Source organism: Pseudomonas sp. B6(2017), assembly GCF_002112765.1.
Taxonomy (GTDB): Bacteria; Pseudomonadota; Gammaproteobacteria; order Pseudomonadales; family Pseudomonadaceae; genus Aquipseudomonas; species Aquipseudomonas piscis.
Genome location: NZ_NEIQ01000010.1, coordinates 236,695 through 252,641, shown reverse-complemented (window position 1 = coordinate 252,641; position 15,947 = coordinate 236,695). Strand labels below are relative to the sequence as shown.

General features: G+C 56.1%; 17 protein-coding genes. 1 reads left to right on the top strand and 16 read right to left on the bottom strand.

Annotated elements, in window-relative coordinates:
• Positions 1-60: 60 nt before the first annotated feature.
• From CAG11_RS19045 to CAG11_RS19035, 3 genes are all read right to left on the bottom strand, one after another.
• Entirely contained in the window at positions 61-258 is a 198-nt protein-coding gene (locus CAG11_RS19045; RefSeq protein WP_041774418.1) for a CrpP family ICE-associated protein, read from the bottom strand.
• Between the two features lie 625 nt (positions 259-883).
• Entirely contained in the window at positions 884-1,981 is a 1,098-nt protein-coding gene (locus CAG11_RS19040) for a polyamine ABC transporter substrate-binding protein (RefSeq protein WP_085597425.1), read from the bottom strand.
• Positions 1,982-2,020: 39 nt separating this feature from the next.
• Positions 2,021-2,845, bottom strand: a complete 825-nt coding sequence (locus CAG11_RS19035) for a carbon-nitrogen hydrolase family protein (protein WP_085597424.1) — start codon at positions 2,843-2,845, stop codon at positions 2,021-2,023.
• A 133-nt stretch (positions 2,846-2,978) separates the two neighbouring features.
• Between CAG11_RS19035 and CAG11_RS19030 the strand changes: the two genes are divergently transcribed.
• On the top strand, positions 2,979-3,782 hold the full coding sequence (locus CAG11_RS19030) for a LuxR C-terminal-related transcriptional regulator (protein WP_085597423.1): 804 nt from the start codon (positions 2,979-2,981) through the stop codon (positions 3,780-3,782).
• 743 nt (positions 3,783-4,525) lie between these two features.
• Here the strand turns inward: CAG11_RS19030 and CAG11_RS19020 are convergent.
• The 13 genes from CAG11_RS19020 to CAG11_RS34535 all read right to left on the bottom strand — a co-directional run bounded on the left by CAG11_RS19020 (position 4,526) and on the right by CAG11_RS34535 (position 15,908).
• Complete coding sequence (locus CAG11_RS19020) at positions 4,526-5,032, bottom strand: single-stranded DNA-binding protein (RefSeq protein ID WP_085597421.1); 507 nt, start codon at positions 5,030-5,032, stop codon at positions 4,526-4,528.
• Between the two features lie 14 nt (positions 5,033-5,046).
• Positions 5,047-5,592 carry a DUF3158 family protein gene (locus CAG11_RS19015; RefSeq protein WP_085597420.1) on the bottom strand — a complete coding sequence of 182 codons (546 nt, stop codon included), beginning with the start codon at positions 5,590-5,592 and terminating at the stop codon, positions 5,047-5,049.
• Positions 5,589-6,320, bottom strand: a complete 732-nt coding sequence (locus CAG11_RS19010) for a PFL_4669 family integrating conjugative element protein (RefSeq protein WP_085597419.1) — start codon at positions 6,318-6,320, stop codon at positions 5,589-5,591. The genes CAG11_RS19015 and CAG11_RS19010 overlap by 4 nt, the downstream gene beginning before the upstream one ends.
• Positions 6,321-7,160: 840 nt before the next feature.
• The gene (locus CAG11_RS19005) at positions 7,161-8,441 is read right to left on the bottom strand and encodes an STY4528 family pathogenicity island replication protein (protein WP_085597418.1); all 1,281 of its coding nucleotides are present in this window, start codon (positions 8,439-8,441) and stop codon (positions 7,161-7,163) included.
• Entirely contained in the window at positions 8,438-9,064 is a 627-nt protein-coding gene (locus CAG11_RS19000) for a DUF2857 domain-containing protein (protein WP_085597417.1), read from the bottom strand. The genes CAG11_RS19005 and CAG11_RS19000 overlap by 4 nt, the downstream gene beginning before the upstream one ends.
• A 43-nt stretch (positions 9,065-9,107) precedes the next feature.
• A complete protein-coding gene (locus CAG11_RS18995; RefSeq protein ID WP_085597416.1) occupies positions 9,108-10,781 on the bottom strand; it encodes a ParB family protein in 1,674 nt (557 codons plus the stop codon).
• A 1-nt stretch (position 10,782) separates the two neighbouring features.
• Entirely contained in the window at positions 10,783-11,109 is a 327-nt protein-coding gene (locus tag CAG11_RS18990) for an Arc family DNA-binding protein (protein ID WP_085597415.1), read from the bottom strand.
• Between the two features lie 25 nt (positions 11,110-11,134).
• On the bottom strand, positions 11,135-12,025 hold the full coding sequence (locus tag CAG11_RS18985) for a DNA adenine methylase (RefSeq protein WP_085597414.1): 891 nt from the start codon (positions 12,023-12,025) through the stop codon (positions 11,135-11,137).
• Entirely contained in the window at positions 12,022-13,047 is a 1,026-nt protein-coding gene (gene yejK, locus CAG11_RS18980; RefSeq protein WP_085597413.1) for a nucleoid-associated protein YejK, read from the bottom strand. The genes CAG11_RS18985 and yejK overlap by 4 nt, the downstream gene beginning before the upstream one ends.
• Complete coding sequence (locus CAG11_RS34110) at positions 13,047-13,277, bottom strand: hypothetical protein (protein ID WP_085597412.1); 231 nt, start codon at positions 13,275-13,277, stop codon at positions 13,047-13,049. The genes yejK and CAG11_RS34110 overlap by 1 nt, the downstream gene beginning before the upstream one ends.
• Positions 13,270-13,788 (bottom strand): hypothetical protein, encoded by a 519-nt coding sequence (locus tag CAG11_RS18970; protein ID WP_085597411.1) that lies wholly within the window; start codon positions 13,786-13,788, stop codon positions 13,270-13,272. Before CAG11_RS18970 ends, CAG11_RS34110 begins: the two co-directional genes overlap by 8 nt.
• Positions 13,789-13,962: 174 nt before the next feature.
• Positions 13,963-15,312 (bottom strand): replicative DNA helicase, encoded by a 1,350-nt coding sequence (gene dnaB, locus CAG11_RS18965; RefSeq protein WP_085597410.1) that lies wholly within the window; start codon positions 15,310-15,312, stop codon positions 13,963-13,965.
• Positions 15,309-15,908: a hypothetical protein gene (locus tag CAG11_RS34535; protein ID WP_085597409.1), complete on the bottom strand. Its 600-nt coding sequence runs from the start codon at positions 15,906-15,908 to the stop codon at positions 15,309-15,311. Before CAG11_RS34535 ends, dnaB begins: the two co-directional genes overlap by 4 nt.
• Positions 15,909-15,947 lie beyond the last annotated feature (39 nt).

The following is a 15,947-nucleotide window of genomic DNA, read 5'->3' as shown; positions in this document are numbered from 1 at the left end:
GCCTGCGGGTAAACGGCCCACAACGTGAAAAGGGTTCTTGAGGAGGGCTTAATTTGTGGATCAGCTAAACGCAAATGTCAGCTGCTGGGCGCGCTTATACCCTTTCAACCAGGAGCTGAGCATGGCGGGGTGCTTGTAGGGGCAGGCATGTACAGGGAACCCTTTCTGCGCGGCTGCTGCTCCAGCGGCTTCGACAGTGGGGTGGGGATTGTTGAACTTACGCCTGTCAATTTTGACTCGGGCAGGCTGGTCAGTCATCACAGCTTCCTCTCGGTCGTGACTGGCGATCTACGAATAGAATGATCTTGCCAGCAGTAGGTTCGCGATGTGGCGCGATTTTTTGATTCAAGCGCTCCACATGCACACAAGCTAGACGTAGAAGGCCGAAGTTGCTAGCGAGAAAGAGTCCTTGAATAGGAGGGGATTTAACCGCGCTCTTGGGCAGCGCTGCTCGCAGCGTCCCTTTGGGTTGGGTAATTGCATTCCACCTGACCATCCGTTTGCATCTAATTTATTCAGCCCACTGAGTGTCCCCTAGCAGAAGTCGAGCGCAACGGCACCGTTAATACGGGTAGGTGCGGCTGTTCCTGTGACCGCTGACGGTCCGCATTGAGTCGGGTGTTGCCGTACTCGACACATAGCTGTCCTTCGCGAAGGGCAGTAGGCGCCCCATAGTTGCCCTTCACGAAGGACAGTTATCGGCCACAAGCAGACAAACGAAGGCGAGGGTTATCGACCACCTGCTGCTTGCTTCTAATAGATTCAGGCGCAGATGGTGAACTACGAAGGCTAGTACAAAAGCCTCAGCATTGCCGAGGCTTTCATCAGACCTACCGAGCAGATGAGCAAGCTCACTCAGACCTCAAGATGTTGTTTTGTCCCATCAAGTGTCGTTCTTGATCCTGCTCCAAGTGCGGGTTCGTACACGCTCCAGCTTCAATGGCAGAGTTTCCAGGGGAAACAGGTTGTCCATGACTGACTGCGGTGGATACAACATTGGGTCGTTGCGCAAATGCTCATCAACTAGCGCAGTGGCAGCCTGATTTCCGTTTGGGTAGCCGACGTAGTTGGAGTTCTTGGCGATGATCTCAGGGCGCAGCATGTAGTCGAGAAATTTGTAGGCAGGCTGCGGATTGGGGGCGTCCTTGAGGACCACCAGGGTGTTGATCCACAGGGGCGCGCCCTCGCGCGGGATGCTGTAGGCCAGGTTGACGCCGTTGTGGGCGTTCTCGGCGTTGAGCTTGGCGCTGTAGACCGATCCACCCCAGCCCACCACGACGCAGATATCACCATTGGCAAGGTCGGTGCCGAACTTCGCAGAGTTGAAATAGCGAATGTAGGGACGGATCTCGTGCAGCAGCGCCTCAGCCCGCTGGTAGTCGTCTGGGTTCTTGCTGTTGCTGGGCAGCCCCAGGTAATGCAGGGCGATGGGGATGATCTCGACCGGCGCATCGAGCATGGCAACGCCGCACTGGCTGAGCTTGGCGATGTTGTCCTTCTTAAAGATCAGATCCCAGGAGTCGACCGGCGCGTTGTTGCCGAGCAGTTCGCGGACCTTGTCGATGTTGTAGCCGATGCCTGTGGTGCCCCACATGTAGGGAATCGCGTAGCGGTTACCGGGATCGTTGACCTCTAGTTTGCGCATCATGTTCGGGGCCAGGTGGGACCAGTTGGCGAGCTGCGAGCGATCCAGCTCCTGCAGCAGCCCGGCTTTAGCAAAGTTGGGCAGCAGATCGTCCGACACCACCACCACGTCATAGCCGCTGCGCCCGGCCATGAGCTTGCTTTCCATCACTTCGGCGTCATCGAACACATCGAGGATGGGGGCGATGCCGGTTTCCTGCTTGAACTCTCTAGGCGTTTCCGGGGCAATGAAGTCGGACCAGTTATACAGATGCACGCTGGGCGTATCTGCTTGCGCGTGACCCAGGCCGGAGAGCAAACCGACCAGGCTGAGGGTGAGCAAAGGTTTGCAATGCATGGTGATTCCTTGACGTGTTCTTATTCGAGGACCTGAGGATCAGGCGCGTGAGGGAATCAGCAGCTCGCGACGGCCGTCGGCATGGCGACAGTGTTCGCCGGGTAGGGTGAAGCGTCGGTCGACCTGGTAGTCGTAAAGCTGGCGAGCGCTGGCGATGCGCGTCATGTCCAGACGCAGGCTATGCCTACACTCTTCCTGGCCCGCCTCGAACAGCAGGTGGCCAAAGGGATCTACCACGGTGCTACCGCCAGCAAAGGTCAGCTCGTCGATACCTGGGCCTACCCGGTTCACCATGGCGGCGAATACCTGGTTTTCCTGTGCGCGCGCGGCCACCGCAGTGCGGTGTACGTAGCCATAGGGCTGCATGTTGCCGTCCGTGATCAGAAGTAGCTCGGCGCCCAGTTCGGCGAGGGCGCGAGCGCTCTCTGGGAACTCGCAGTCGTAGCAGATCAGTAGGCCGATACGCACGCCGCGCCACTCCACCGTGGTGTAGCGATCGCCGGCCTTCACCAGTTCGCCTTCACCGACCCACAGGTGGGTCTTGCGGTAGCTCAGGGCGATGCCGTCCGGGGTGATGAGTACGCTAGTGTTGTAGTAATGGCCTTGGTCGTTCTCGGTCAAGCCGACCACCACGGCGATATCGCGCTCGCGTACCATCTGCTGAAGCGTGCTCAGGCTCGGACCATGCAGTGGCTCGGCCAGGCTGGCGATGTTGTGCGGACTGGGGAAACCGGTGATCAGCGACTCAGGAAAAATCAGAATGTCGGTGTCGTCCTGGCAGGAGGCAATGGCTTCCAGCGTACGCTGCAGGTTGTAGGCAGTATCACCATCGCGGCCGGCCATTTGTACGAGCTCGAGTTTCATGAGCAAACCTTGTTGTTATGCGATTAGGCGTGGGCTCCGGAAACACCAAGACTTTCCGGAGGGGAGATGTAAGTATGTGTTTTCATTTTGAATTTCATATAACCCGGATTAGCTAACCCAGGGAGTATTAGACATGGGGCTGACCCTGCAGGATCTGGCGTGGCACCGCGCTGTCGGTCAGCTGATCGAGCGCCTTGATCACCCAGGCTTCTGGCTGGCATTGAGTCGCCTGCTGCAGGACTACGTACCCGCCGACAGCTGGGTCGTCCTGCTGTTCAGCCAGGGTCGCCCCCGGGTATTTGCCGAGAGCCCATATAAGGGGGAGAGCAGCGATCCGCTGTACTGCGACTACCTCAAGGGCCTGTATCTGCTCGACCCATTCTACATCGCCTGTCGCGAGCACCCCGGCAGCGGCCTGGTACGTCTGGCCGAAGTAGCTCCCGAGTGTTTCGAGCAAACCGACTACTACCGTCTGTACTTCACCCACAACGTGGTCGCCGACGAGGTGCAATTCAATGTTCAGTTGAATGCGGACAGCACCCTGTGCCTGTCTCTGGGCAGCAAGCTCCGCTTCACCCCCGAGCAGATCGCCCTGTTGGAATTGATCCGCCCTTGGCTAATCGCCTTGATGCGCCAGCGCATGGCCTTCGAACCAGAGCCTGCCGAGCCCGTAGCCGAGCAGATGGCGCAGGAGGCTGGAATGGAGATGTTCATGCAGCGCTTAGGCGCAGCGCTGACGTTGCGCGAAGTGGATGTGGTTCGCTTGATGCTGGCCGGCTGCTCAAACAAGGAAGTCGCGCGCAAGCTGGATATCTCTACCGAGACGGTGAAGGTTCACCGACGGCATCTCTACGCCAAACTCAACATCAAGTCGCAGCCTGAACTGTTCGCGCTGTTCATAAAGGCTCAGGGTTCGCTCAGCGCAACATCAACCTGAACCCTACCTGACCGTGCCTGCTAGGCCCATAAGTTTAGTTTGTCAGCGTACAGTGCCCGCTACTTTCGGCCGATAGAGACCTCCGGTCACAGGCTGCTACTGGGCGAAACCGGCCTGTCATGAGCGGCTGTTAGTGGCCGATTTCTGTTAGTCAGTGCACACCCATTGTGTAGGTCAAATTCGATGCACACGAACGACTGCTGAAGCCGAATGCACATTGGGGGGGCAAGTCTATGCAGTTAAGCATTTGATTACGCCTCATCCGTTCTTGTCGAAGTGGCTTCACGAAGTGCGCGGCGGATTTTTCCAAGGGGGCAGTGCCAGCACCGGAGCGCTCAGGAGTTCCTGTCTTGGTGGAGTGTTGCGGCCCGCAACACTCAATCCGAGCTGTCCTGCACAGGGATCTGACGCAGCTTGTCTACGAACTCTAGGGCTGTGAGTTTCCCGTCAATACGATCCTCAAGGATGTCCGTCAACAAGGCCTGCTGGTCCTTTGACAGCTTGCGATAGAGCTCCAGTAGGTCTGGTTCGCTGGGGTTTCGTTTATGAGACATGGGACCAATGTTCTGTCGAGAGATAACGGTGAAAAGCTCCCGCCACATCGGCTGCACGAAGAACGCCCCCAATGTCCCTATTGGAGGCGCAAGTGTGAAACAGGCAGGTTTATCGGTGAAGGATAATCACGGATTGACGTCCTTGTCACCAGAGGCTGCACGAATGGCGCGCCAAAATTAACGAGGGGGTCACACAGGAATATCGTCATCAAACCCATTGCCGTATTGGCTCAGGTCGTCAGTGTGTTGTACTTGTTGTTGGGCTGGGTTCTGCTGGCGTTCCGGCCTGCTGTTTTGCTGGGCGTTTTGCCGTTGGCCGGTATTGTTCGATTGCGTCATGGTCACCTGGTTAACCCGGTGAGGCAGGATGGCCACACGGTTCGCTTCGACCTTAAGCGCCCAAACATCGTCCCCAGTTTCTTTGTCCTTCCAGGTATCCATGATGGCTCGGCCAGTGACGACGACTCGCATGCCTTTGCTGAACAATTGAGCAAACCGCTCAGCATCGGGATGCCACCATTCAACGTTCGCCCAAAAGCCACCACGGTCCTTGAAGCCACCGGATCCGTCGGGAATCGAGTTGTCGAACATCACATTCAACCGCAGCAGTTGCCGCGGCTCGTTGTTGCCGTTGGGGAAGGATTTGTGTTCCGGCGGATTGCCGATGTTGCCTTCCCAGACTACGGGAGTACCCATGGTTGAATCTCCGATCAGTTGTGTTGGGTTTGGTTGGTGAGCTGCTGCAGTCGAGCCTGATATTCGGCCTCGGCCTGGCCCATCTTTGTTGCGCACTCGGCGGCCTGCTTGCCGATGAAGTGGACAAGGCTGATTTGCATATTCAATGTGATTCGGTGTTGCTCCAGGGCAAGCAGGTCCTGCAGCAAGTTGGCTGGTGTCTTGGGGTGTTGAACCATTGCCGCCCATACACCGAACCCCATGCGCCGGTCTTGAACGCTTTGCCAGCGCAGGAAAGTTGTGCCAGCCGATGTGTTCTGCTCGATGAGTCGAACGGGTAGAAGGTCGAATGGATGTTCGCGGACCTGGGCCAGCACCTCATGAACTAGAGCGCGCAAACCTGCCTCCAATGCTGTGCATTGCTCGGCTAACTGGTCCAGCTCCCCCTTACCTTTAAAGGGCTTTAAAAGGCCTTTTAGTGAGGCACCTTGTTGCAGCCCCTGATAGGCACCCTGTTGCAGAGGTTTGAAGGCACCCTGTTGCAGGTTTCCCAAGGCGCGGCCACCGATGCTTTGGGTCATTCCTCACCTTCATCAAAAGGCTCAGCTTCGAGTCGTTCGGACAAGGTCGGTTGGCCACGTCGGATCTCGGGCGCGAAGGACGAGCGGCGAGTCCCTTCAAGGATGTCTTGAGGGATCTCGCCGGCCCGTTGGTACATCTGCCGGGCCTGCTCTGCCCGGGCGTTATTGGCTGCGAAGTCATCGCGGCTTGCACCTGAGAAACGATATTGCTGGGCCAGTCCAAACAGGCTGCGCAGGATATGAGCCCCGTCATCGATCCAGACTTCCCCATCCCGTCTACCAATAAGGCCGACATGCTTGGCCAGCAGAATGCGGCGCACGATCTCGTCGTATTTGGTCAGCAGGTAGACCGACTTGAAGCCCAGGGGGTTGGAGATGAAGAGGGGCAGTTTCATGGGATGAGTCGACAGGTTGGTGCCGATGTCGATCATGGCCGGTAGCTGGGCCATGACATCATCGAGGCGCTTATCGATCTCTGTCAGGGCTGCATCAGACTCGGCGATCTTGTCTTCAATCCGGATGATCCACCAGTCCGAAAATGGGTCGTCCTGACTGGCACCGCGGTCCATCTGATTGACTCTGGAGCAGAAGCCGGCGAGCCCAAGGATGCTGTTCTTGGATTCGCTTTGCTGGCGTCCCAGCCAGATCCTTGCAGCGTGGTGCGTGTGAAGGGTCAGTTGAACCTGGCTCCGAAGGGAGCCGATGTTGAGCTGAAAGTTGTCAGCCATGGGCATGGATTCCTTAACATTGAATAAGGTGGGGATGCCAGCCCATGCTGCTTTTGTAGGGATGCGCGTGCAGTAGTAAATGGATAGCCGAGGTGTTTTAGTTTTGGGGCTATGCGTGTGAGTGTGTCGCGCCCCTTAACACCGGAGCGCTCAGCAGATTCCGGTCTTGGTGGAGTGTTGTGGCCCACAACACTTGGGCGGCCCCCGGTGGCTGTCCTTGGCAGTGTTGCCACTGGCAACACCGAAGCGCTCAGCTGATTCCGGTCTTGGTGAAGTGTTGCGGCCCGCAACACTTGGACGGCCCCCGGTGGCTGTCCTGGAGTGTTGCCACTGGCAACACCGAAGCGCTCAGCCGATTCCGGTCTTGGTGAAGTGTTGCGGCCCGCAACACTTGGACGGCCCTCGATGGCTGTCCTGGAGTGTTGCCACTGGCAACACCGGAGCGCTCAGCCGATTCCGGTCCTGGAGGAGTGGTGTGGGCCACACCACCTGGTCGGCGCCGGTGGCTGGTCTGGAGTGTTGCCACTGGCAACACCGGAGCGCTCAGCAGATTCCGGTCTTGGTGGAGTGTTGTGGCCCACAACACTTGGACGGCCCTCGATGGCTGTCCTGGAGTGTTGCCACTGGCAACACCGATTCCGGTCTTGGTGAAGTGTTGCGGCCCGCAACACTTGGACGGCCCCCGGTGGCTGTCCTGGAGTGTTGCCACTGGCAACACCGGAGCGCTCAGCCCATTCCGGTCCTTGAGAAGTGTTGTGGCCCACAACAATTGCTCTCGGCTCCGTTGAGCGACCTGATCAGTGATATCACATTAGTGAATCGCTTATCGAAGCTATGCCCTCACCCACGACGCCTACTACCGCGGATGTTCAGCAGTTGCTGTAAACCACTTAGCGCCAGTTGGGCGGCCTGAGTCGCCTCAGGGGTTGGAGGTTTGTTGGCAAGTTGAACGCTCGGTGTAACCTCCGCCGGCAGGGCAGTGGTGGGAGGGGCTGCTGGAGCTACGATTGGTTGCCATTCAGAGTTGAAGTCCCCACGTTTTGCTTTGTCAGCAAGGGTCTTGAGGTAGGCCAAGGGCTTGCTCAGTCCGCCCAATCTGTGGGACCACTGGTTGATTACTGCATCGCGCAATGGCTCAGGTACTGACTGCATGATCACTTGAACTTTCCCTCGAGTGTCAGGTGGCAGCGATTCGAGAGCGATGAGCCAATTCGCGCCGATGGAGTCTTGGTCTTGTACAAAGCTTTTAGATACAGACTTGTTTGTATTTGTATACGTACTATATGAGTTCGGATTCCGAACTGAGTCCGAACTCGGCTGTTTTCCACTGAGTTCGGATTCCCAACTGAGGGGGAGAGCGGTCTGTTTCTCTGCGTTTTCACTGAGTTCGGAATCCGAACTCAGGCCAGACTCGGCAATATCTGCCTGAGTTCGGATTCCGAACTCAGGTGCAGGAATCGCTTCAAGCTGACTTTTTACTGCCCAAGGTTGCGCGTTTAGCCGATCGGTTATCGTCTCGATGCGAGAGGGAAGGCGGCGGCCTACATCAACATCATCGGTGAACTCTCGCCAGGTCATCGCAGCGACTTCTTTGATCGCCTTGTTCTGATGCTCTTTAGACTGCATGAGCAAGGTCATGTAGTCCTTATCGAACTCCAAGGCTTCGGCTGGCGTGACAGGCTCGTCATGCAGAAGATAAACGTTACCCTGCACCTGACCGCTGATCTCGTTGCGTACCTTGCGGCCAAGGCTCAACCACCTAGTAAGCCGAAGAACAGTCAGTGCCTTCGCAACGGTTTCACGTGAGGCATGTTTACCAGGTGTCATTCCAAGATATGGACGAAGCTGGTCATATGTTGGAAAGGCAGTTATGCCGTCTTCATTGATGAGCAAGCGAAACACTTGCCAGCAATTCCGCTCCAACGGAGTTAAACGGTCATCGAGGAGGAGTTTGCGCGGTACGGTTTCGTGCGGGTTACCACTAAAAATAATGCCCGCGTAGGTAGACGGTGATGCAGTGTTGAGAGCGACATCTTCAGCTTTCTTTTTCAGCAGGTGTGCCTCGAGGTGACCCGAGGCAGAATCGAGTAGCGTAGAAATGGGGAACCGAGCAAGCTTCATTGCGTATGTTCGCCTTGCTCAAGTCGCCTCGCTTGCCGATCTCGATGGTTGTTCTCGGGGTAGATGCGGTTTTCAATCCAGTGGGTAATGAAGGACCAGATCTGGGCCAGTGTTAACCCGTCAGCGATTAACTCTTCCGCTACCAGCATTGCAATATCGAGCATGGCCAGGCTGTCCTCTAGAGAAACCTGGTTTTGCTTCATCAAGTTAGTCCAGCGATACCAGATCTGATGTTCCTGATCCTCCGAGACGGCCGGCCATCGGCCATGTGGGGCTTTGACGCCGATCACTGCTCTCTGCAACGCAATTTCCTGCGGCGAGAGCCCAAAGAAGTTTTTGAGTAACTTGGTAGTCGCACCCAAACGAATTGCTCGCTCAATAACACGCGCTTCTTCTTCAGTCCGAGCTGCATTCGACAGCAGCTTCTGAATCATTGAACTGTTGATGCTGACGTTTACCCAGGTGACCGGCGTATTGCGAAGTAGGCTCAACACTGTCGGGTGCTGGATTTGGCCCAGCACCTCAGGTTCTAACCCCATTTCCCTACAACGTTGCAACTGGCCGTTGCGCACCAGGTCGAGAAGCTGAGACAGAACAGCCTCATTGATCGTTGACTTGGTCATGGACCCCCTCCTATTCATCCCATCCGGATTGTCCGGCCCTGGCCTACGCGGACTGCTTGATCTCAATGTCGATCAATCGGCGTGCAAGTCGGATGATTCTGAAAAGCTTCACTAGAGCGCCGTCGCTAATGCGACCTTGATCGTTAGGCTCAAGATCTTTTGTTGCCGGTTGACCGATGAGCAGTTGGCCCAGACCAGCTGCAAACTCAAAGTCTTCCAACGAGCTCAAGTCCGCATCAGGACTCTCCCTGATCATTTGCAATGCGATTGCAACAGTCCCACTTAACGATTGGAGGAGGGTCATGGTGTGCACAGCCGTGGCAGTGACTTCAGACTCCTCAGTTGGCTGTCTGTAGGAATATCCAATGCCGGCTGGAATTTCGGTAATTTGCCCTGGGGCATTCACCGACTCTTGAATCTCCAACGCGAGTTGTGCGATGTGTTTTCTGAGCTGTTCCGACGAATCAATCTCGCGTTCGATGTACCAGAGGTCACTGATCGGATTGAGCCCGCCCGCTTGCACTGGAATCGATTGAAGGCAGTTGGAGTTGAAGTCGGGCAACTGCTCACCTTCGATTGCGGCCAGCTTTTTTTTCATCTCGATAACTCGAGCCGTCTGGGTAACGGGCGAGGCGATATGTCCATCTATACGAGCCTGCATCTCCTCGGGTGAAGGAGACGGTTCGTTTGGACCAGAACTCGACTGACTGGTATTTGGGCGAGAGGGTTGATTGTTTCCTGGAGCCGTGGAACCTTGAGGTGGGGGTGCTGGTTTCTCGCTCGGCGCCGACTGCAGGAGGCCTGCAGTTGGCAGGGGGTCATTTGTTGGTAATTGGACAACTGGGGTGGATCGACGTAGCTGATCCTGCTGCTGAGTGATTTCTAGGAGTATGTCTTCGTATCCCAGCGGAAGGGACTTCTTCATGGTTCCGATCAATTCGTCTTGGAAGCGCTGATAGAGAAACTCATCGGCCTCCCCCTCGAACTGAGCGAGTACATCCTGGAAAAGCATCTCGAATTCGACACCTGAGCCTGTGTAGTGCTTATCCCAGCAAGCGGATGAAGTTCTCCTTAGAGAAAGAATCTTCTCGATTTGCGGTTTACCCAAACCGTTGTAAAGCAGCCCTGGTACTGCGGGGAGTAAATACTGGACGGTATCCAGCATCCTGCTGACATGTGAGGCGGAAATTGGATAGCCATCTTTTGCCAGCCGGCGTGACAACTCTCGAACCCCGATAGGCTCCCCTGATTCTGATTCGTACAAAGCTTTAGCCCTGCCGATCCCTACTGCACGTTCGATGAATTTGAGCTCGCCCTTGAGGTCCTCGGCCAAATGGCCCGTGAGCATGATGATCTCACCTCGAGTCTGGTCCCAAGGCCTGAACAGCAGATTGATCCGGTAATACTGCTCATCACCGGTTTCCAGGTAGAGCTCTTTCAGAATTGAGATGCGCGTATTACCGCCGTTGCGGATCCGATATTTCTCCTCACCTGGTCGACGAGTTACGGGTGGAGGTGTGTCCAGCCCCCGGTTACGGATCGACTCCTTGATCTCGTCATACTTTGGGTTACGGGTCGTCCTTGGGTTGTCCTCCCAAGGCAGTACCTCATCGATGGTAGCCACGATTGGAGTATCGGCTAAGGGATCACTGAGGACCGTTGTAGCAGCAGAAGGGGAGAAACCCGGGGCTAATAGCCGTGCTTTAAGATCAGTCACGTTACACCCCCGCGCTCGAGTTCATAGCAGGGAATGCCGCACTCGGAGTACCGCACTTGAACAGCTCCAAAATCTCCTGGACGTCCTCAGTTGAAGGGCCGGCGGCTTGTAGCAACCGATCAATGATCCTGTATGCGCGCTCAAGATCTGCCTTGAGTGGGTTGGCTGCGTCAACCTGGCCGATCAGGAGTGATTGTTCCAACCGGTTAATAATTTCGCTGTTCATGGAGCGGGTGTTGTCCCGTGCGACCTGGGCAATACGATCACGCATACCATCAGGAAGTCGGACGACGAATTTGTCTGCAGTGCGGGAAGTAGTCTGGTCCATAAATTTTCTCCTGCTGATCCTGTGCTTAACGTTGGGCTGCTGAAGCTTTGTGTGAAAAAGCCTGAGATGAATCAGGTCGATGAAAGAAGTCGTGCTGTGACAGCCCTTCGAATGCAGCGGTGTTAAGCCAGAGGCATTCAACCCGGTCTCTTGCGCCGTCAGCATGGGTATGGCGGCTAACGCGGTACCAGGTGCCGTAGAGCTCGTCGTAGAGATGGCTGGGGTAACCGGATAGAACGACCATGCCCTGCAGCTCTTTTAGGTGGAGTGCAAGCTCTGAGTGCTGTTGGTCGCTTAGCTCATGTCGATAGGATTTGCCCGTATCGTTATGGCGAACTTTATTGCTGCGCGTGGAGTGCACATAGGGTGGATCCACGTAGTACAAAGTGTTCGGGCGATCGTGATTCCCCAGGAGCGAAATCGCATCACGGTGTTCGAGCACTACTCCCTGCAGGCGATCGATAATGGCTGTTAGGGTGGCTGGATAGTGACGCCAGTCGTGCGCCGGCGAAGTACCCGAACGGCTCGAGGTCGACCTGAAGCCAGTGCGTTCACCGCTAGCTGCTGAACTGGCAAAACCCTGGAAGGAACGCAGCACCATGCGCCTAGCACGTTCTAAGGCATCAGTTGAATCGTCATAGCTGGCTACGAACTCTTCCCGTGCGAATGGCGTCAGCTCGAGGAGAGTACGCAACTCATGGCCACGGTCTCGTACCACACGAAATAGGTTGACCAACTCGCCGTCGAGGTCGTTATAGATCTCTGCAGGGCTGCGGGCCTTTCGTAGCAGAACGGACGCGGCGCCGCCGTATGGTTCAACGTAGGTGTGATGGGGCGGTAGGTGTTGGATAATCCAAGTGGCCAGTTTCCACTTACCGCCGTGGTAACGGAGTATTGGTCTTTGAACAGTTTTCACATGGATTCCCCCTGTTCCGACCTTGCCCTACGTAATTGATCGAGTAACAAGGTAGGGAGTGAGCGGATCATCAGGGTGTTGTGTTCCTCGTCGTATTCAACCTTGGATCCCAGCAGGTGAGCTTCGAAAGTGATGGACAGGCCCTCGGCGCGGCCGGTGAAGCGGCGGAACTGGTTGAGGGTGCGTTTGTCTGCCGGGAATTCCGTCGACAGGCCGTAGTCTTTGTTGCGGATATGGTCGTAGAACGCCTTCGGCCGGTCTTCGTCGATCAACTCCGACAGTTCTTCTAGGCCTACCGGTTCGCCGAGCTTGGCCTGGCTGCTGGCGTAGTCCACCAGGGTCTTGGTCTTCTCTCGCGCCGAGTCCTCGGGCAGGTCTTCGCTTTCAACGAAGTCGCTGAAGGCCTTGAGCAGGGTGCGTGTCTCGCCTGGACCATCAACGCCTTCCTGGCAACCGATGAAGTCGCGGAAGTATTCCGTGGACTTTCTGCCGTTCTTGCCCTTGATGAACGATATGTACTGCTTGGACTGCTTGTTGTTCTGCCACTCGGAGACGTTGATCCGCGCCGCCAGGTGCAGTTGGCCCAGATCCAGGTAACGGGAGGGCGTCACGTCCAGCTGGTCGGTCACCGCCACGCCTTCGCTGTGGTGCAGTAGGGCGATGGCCAGGTAGTCGGTCATGCCCTGTTGGTAGTGGGCGAACAGCACGTGACCGCCCACCGACAGGTTGGACTCCTCCATCAGTTTCTGCAGGTGGTCCACAGCCTTGTGACTGAAAGCTGTGAAGTCCAACTCTCCGTTGAAGAACTCCTTCAGCCAGCCGCTGAGGGGAAAGGCACCGGACTCTGGATGGAAAAGGCCCCAGGCCTTGCCCTGCTTGGCGTTATAGCTTTCGTTGAGGTCGGCGAGCATGTTCTCGATGGCCGCAGACTCTGCCAGCTCCGAGTCGCGGGCGTGCAGAACCGCTGGGGTGCCGTCAGGCTGCTTGTCGATGTGATGGATAATGAGGTGACGAATTGGCATCAGCTGATTTCCTTCGAAAGTGGAGTGGTGCGGTCCGCACGGCGCAGGCGTGCTCGAGCATTTCGCTCTGATCTGTGATCGCCCGGTGTCGCGGACGTGTAGATGTCAGAGCAACCTATCTTTTTGAATCTGAGGTGCCCCCCTGCCGAGCGGGAGACGGCCCAGCCATTGCTGATCGCAAACTCGACGAGATGGCGTAAGCGTTCGTGTACCTTCGGGGGCCTACTCATGAAGTTCTGTCCTGAGTTGGTTCCCTGCTTGTATGGCAATAATTTCTGGATCGTGGCCTGGGTACTTCGAGCCGAGATCCATGAGGAAGAACCTCGCGGCCTCTCTATCGCCAGGTATGCGAAACGCAACTGTGCGGTATTGAGTGATGGCGTCATCATCCAGTCGCGGAAGAACCGTGACCTTCATCGAGCACTCGAACAGGTGCCGCGGTACCCACACCGACCAGAAGTAATTCGACAGAAGCGGGCCTGGGCACAGAAGGGCAACCTCCAGTGTTCCGGATGAAGTTGGGGTCAGACGCACATAGCCAAGGTTCTCCATCTCTGCGAAGTTGTCGCACATGGCTCCAGGAACGATCGTGCTGTGGTCACGTACCAGCCTGGTTATCGCTTGTGAAAGCAGATCCAGCTCCACTGCATTCACACCTGCTCTATGAGCGTGTACTAGTGCCGACTGATTGAACTCAGCGTCGGCATGGATCTTAGGAAAATAGGTGGTGCTACTTCTCATCTAACACCTCCTGCAGTGGCTCGACGTCGTAGCTATTGCACAGTGGGCAGATCCACACCTCGGTCTCATCACAAAATTTGTGTGGCTCTGGAAGCCAGTGCTGAACTTGCTTGAGGGAGTGATGTGTGTTGCATGATCGGCACCAGTGAGTGACTGCGCTTATGCTTTGCGAGGTCATGCGCAGCCTCCTTGCCAACTGGCAGGGGCCAGATTTTCGAAGCGAGTCTGCTGTGGGATGAAAGCCGCCCGTGCAAAACCGACCGGGCCCTGACGTTGTTTACCGATGATGATTTCGGCGATGCCTTTATGCTCGGACTCCGGGTGGTAATACTCATCTCGGTAAACGAACATGATCACGTCAGCGTCTTGTTCAATAGCACCGCTTTCGCGCAAATCAGCGTTGACTGGGCGTTTATTTGGACGTCCCTCAACACTCCGGTTGAGTTGAGAGAGGGCAATAACTGGGCAGCCCATTTCTTTGCCAAGCGCTTTCAGTGAACGAGAAATCACACTGATTTCGTTGTTCCTGTTTTCCTCACCTACCGCGCTCATGAGCTGCAGGTAGTCGATGAGGATCAGCTTTGGCTTGCCGAAGCGCCGGCTTGCCCTCCTGGCCTTTGCCCGCAGCGCAGCTGGGGTCAGTGAGCTGCCGTCATCAATTACCAGCCTATCCCCGAAGCCATTAAGCTGACGGACTGCATTTGTTAGCTTCGGCCAATCCTCATCCTCAAGCTTCCCCTTTAAGAGCTTGGTCAGATCTACGTGGCCGATGCTGGAGATCAAACGAAATAGCAGGGCCTGGGCCGGCATTTCGATGCTGTAGACCTGGACCGATTCATTGTCTGAGCATTGACGTAAAGCCGCGTGGACGAACTTTAACGCTAGAGCCGTTTTTCCCATCGACGGCCTGCCGGCGAGAATGATGAGGTCGGTCGGCTGAAAACCTGAGGTCATCTCGTCAAGATCGTCGATTCCGGACGACACTCCGGTCACAGTCACATTCCCGTTGAAATGCTCGTCAATCTTGTTGATCACCTCTCCGAGGGCTTGGTTGACGTCGACGAAGTCGGAGCGTGTTCTGTTCTGAGCGAGTGCAAAGAGTTGCTGCTCGATCGATTCCTGGACGTCAGTAGCTACTGCCGTGCTTTCAGCGGCGTCGCGAGAGCATTGGTAGCCGAGGGACATGAGGCTGCGCAGGTGAGACCTGTTCCGAACGATTTCTGCGTAGCGTTCGATGTTGGCCACAGATGGAGTATTTCTTGCCAGATCTCCAAGGTAGGCCAGGCCACCAACTTCCTCTGGTTGAGACATCGACTCGGATACCGTCACGATATCGAAGGGATGATCCTTATCGGCTAGTGAGGCGATGGCCTGGAAAATCAACCGATGCTCACGTTTGAAGAAGTCTTCAGGCACAAGCAGGTCGGCAATGAGATCCCATGTATTGTTGTCGAGCATCAGACCGCCCAGGACACCCTGTTCAGCTTCAGTCGAATGAGGCGGCGTAAAGTCGAGAGGGTTCACGGAGTGACCTCCCGGCGTGCCCAGAAGCAGTAGGGGCCGCCTTCTTCAATGTCATGAATAGCCAGGCAGAACCAGCCCTCGCCGGCAGGCATAGAGGGCTCCCAGTAACTGCAGTCGGGACTATCAGAACTGAAATAGCGATCGGCAATTTCTTCAGGCGCGTCTGTTTCAAGACTGACTGAACAGACTTCTAGGCCTTGCTCCTGCAGCCAGAGTTTGGATTTGTCAGGATCTTCGTCAAAGTTTGGAAGGTCGGGATGGGCGAACATCCCCTCTTCATCCCGCTGAACAGGGTAGGGCTGGATCAACTGCATCCGATCGAGTCGCTCGATCTCCGCAAGGATTAGAGCCCCCGCTTTCACCAGATCGCGGCGACGGTCATCGCTGGGTTTGAATGTCTTTTTGTCCCATGGCCAGGCACTGCTGCTGCATCCAGGCTTTCCTGCCAAGACTGCGTACACCGCAGCGGCTTCTGCCAGCTCGTTTCGCACATACACGTCATCACGATGGATGGAGTAGCCTTCCTCTGTCACCTGGCGGTGACGCTCTGCGATCACGCTGTGTGCTGCCTTGTTCATACGAAGACCTTCGGGCATGGTGCGTCCTCTCAGTGCATGGGAGGTTGGGAGCAGAGC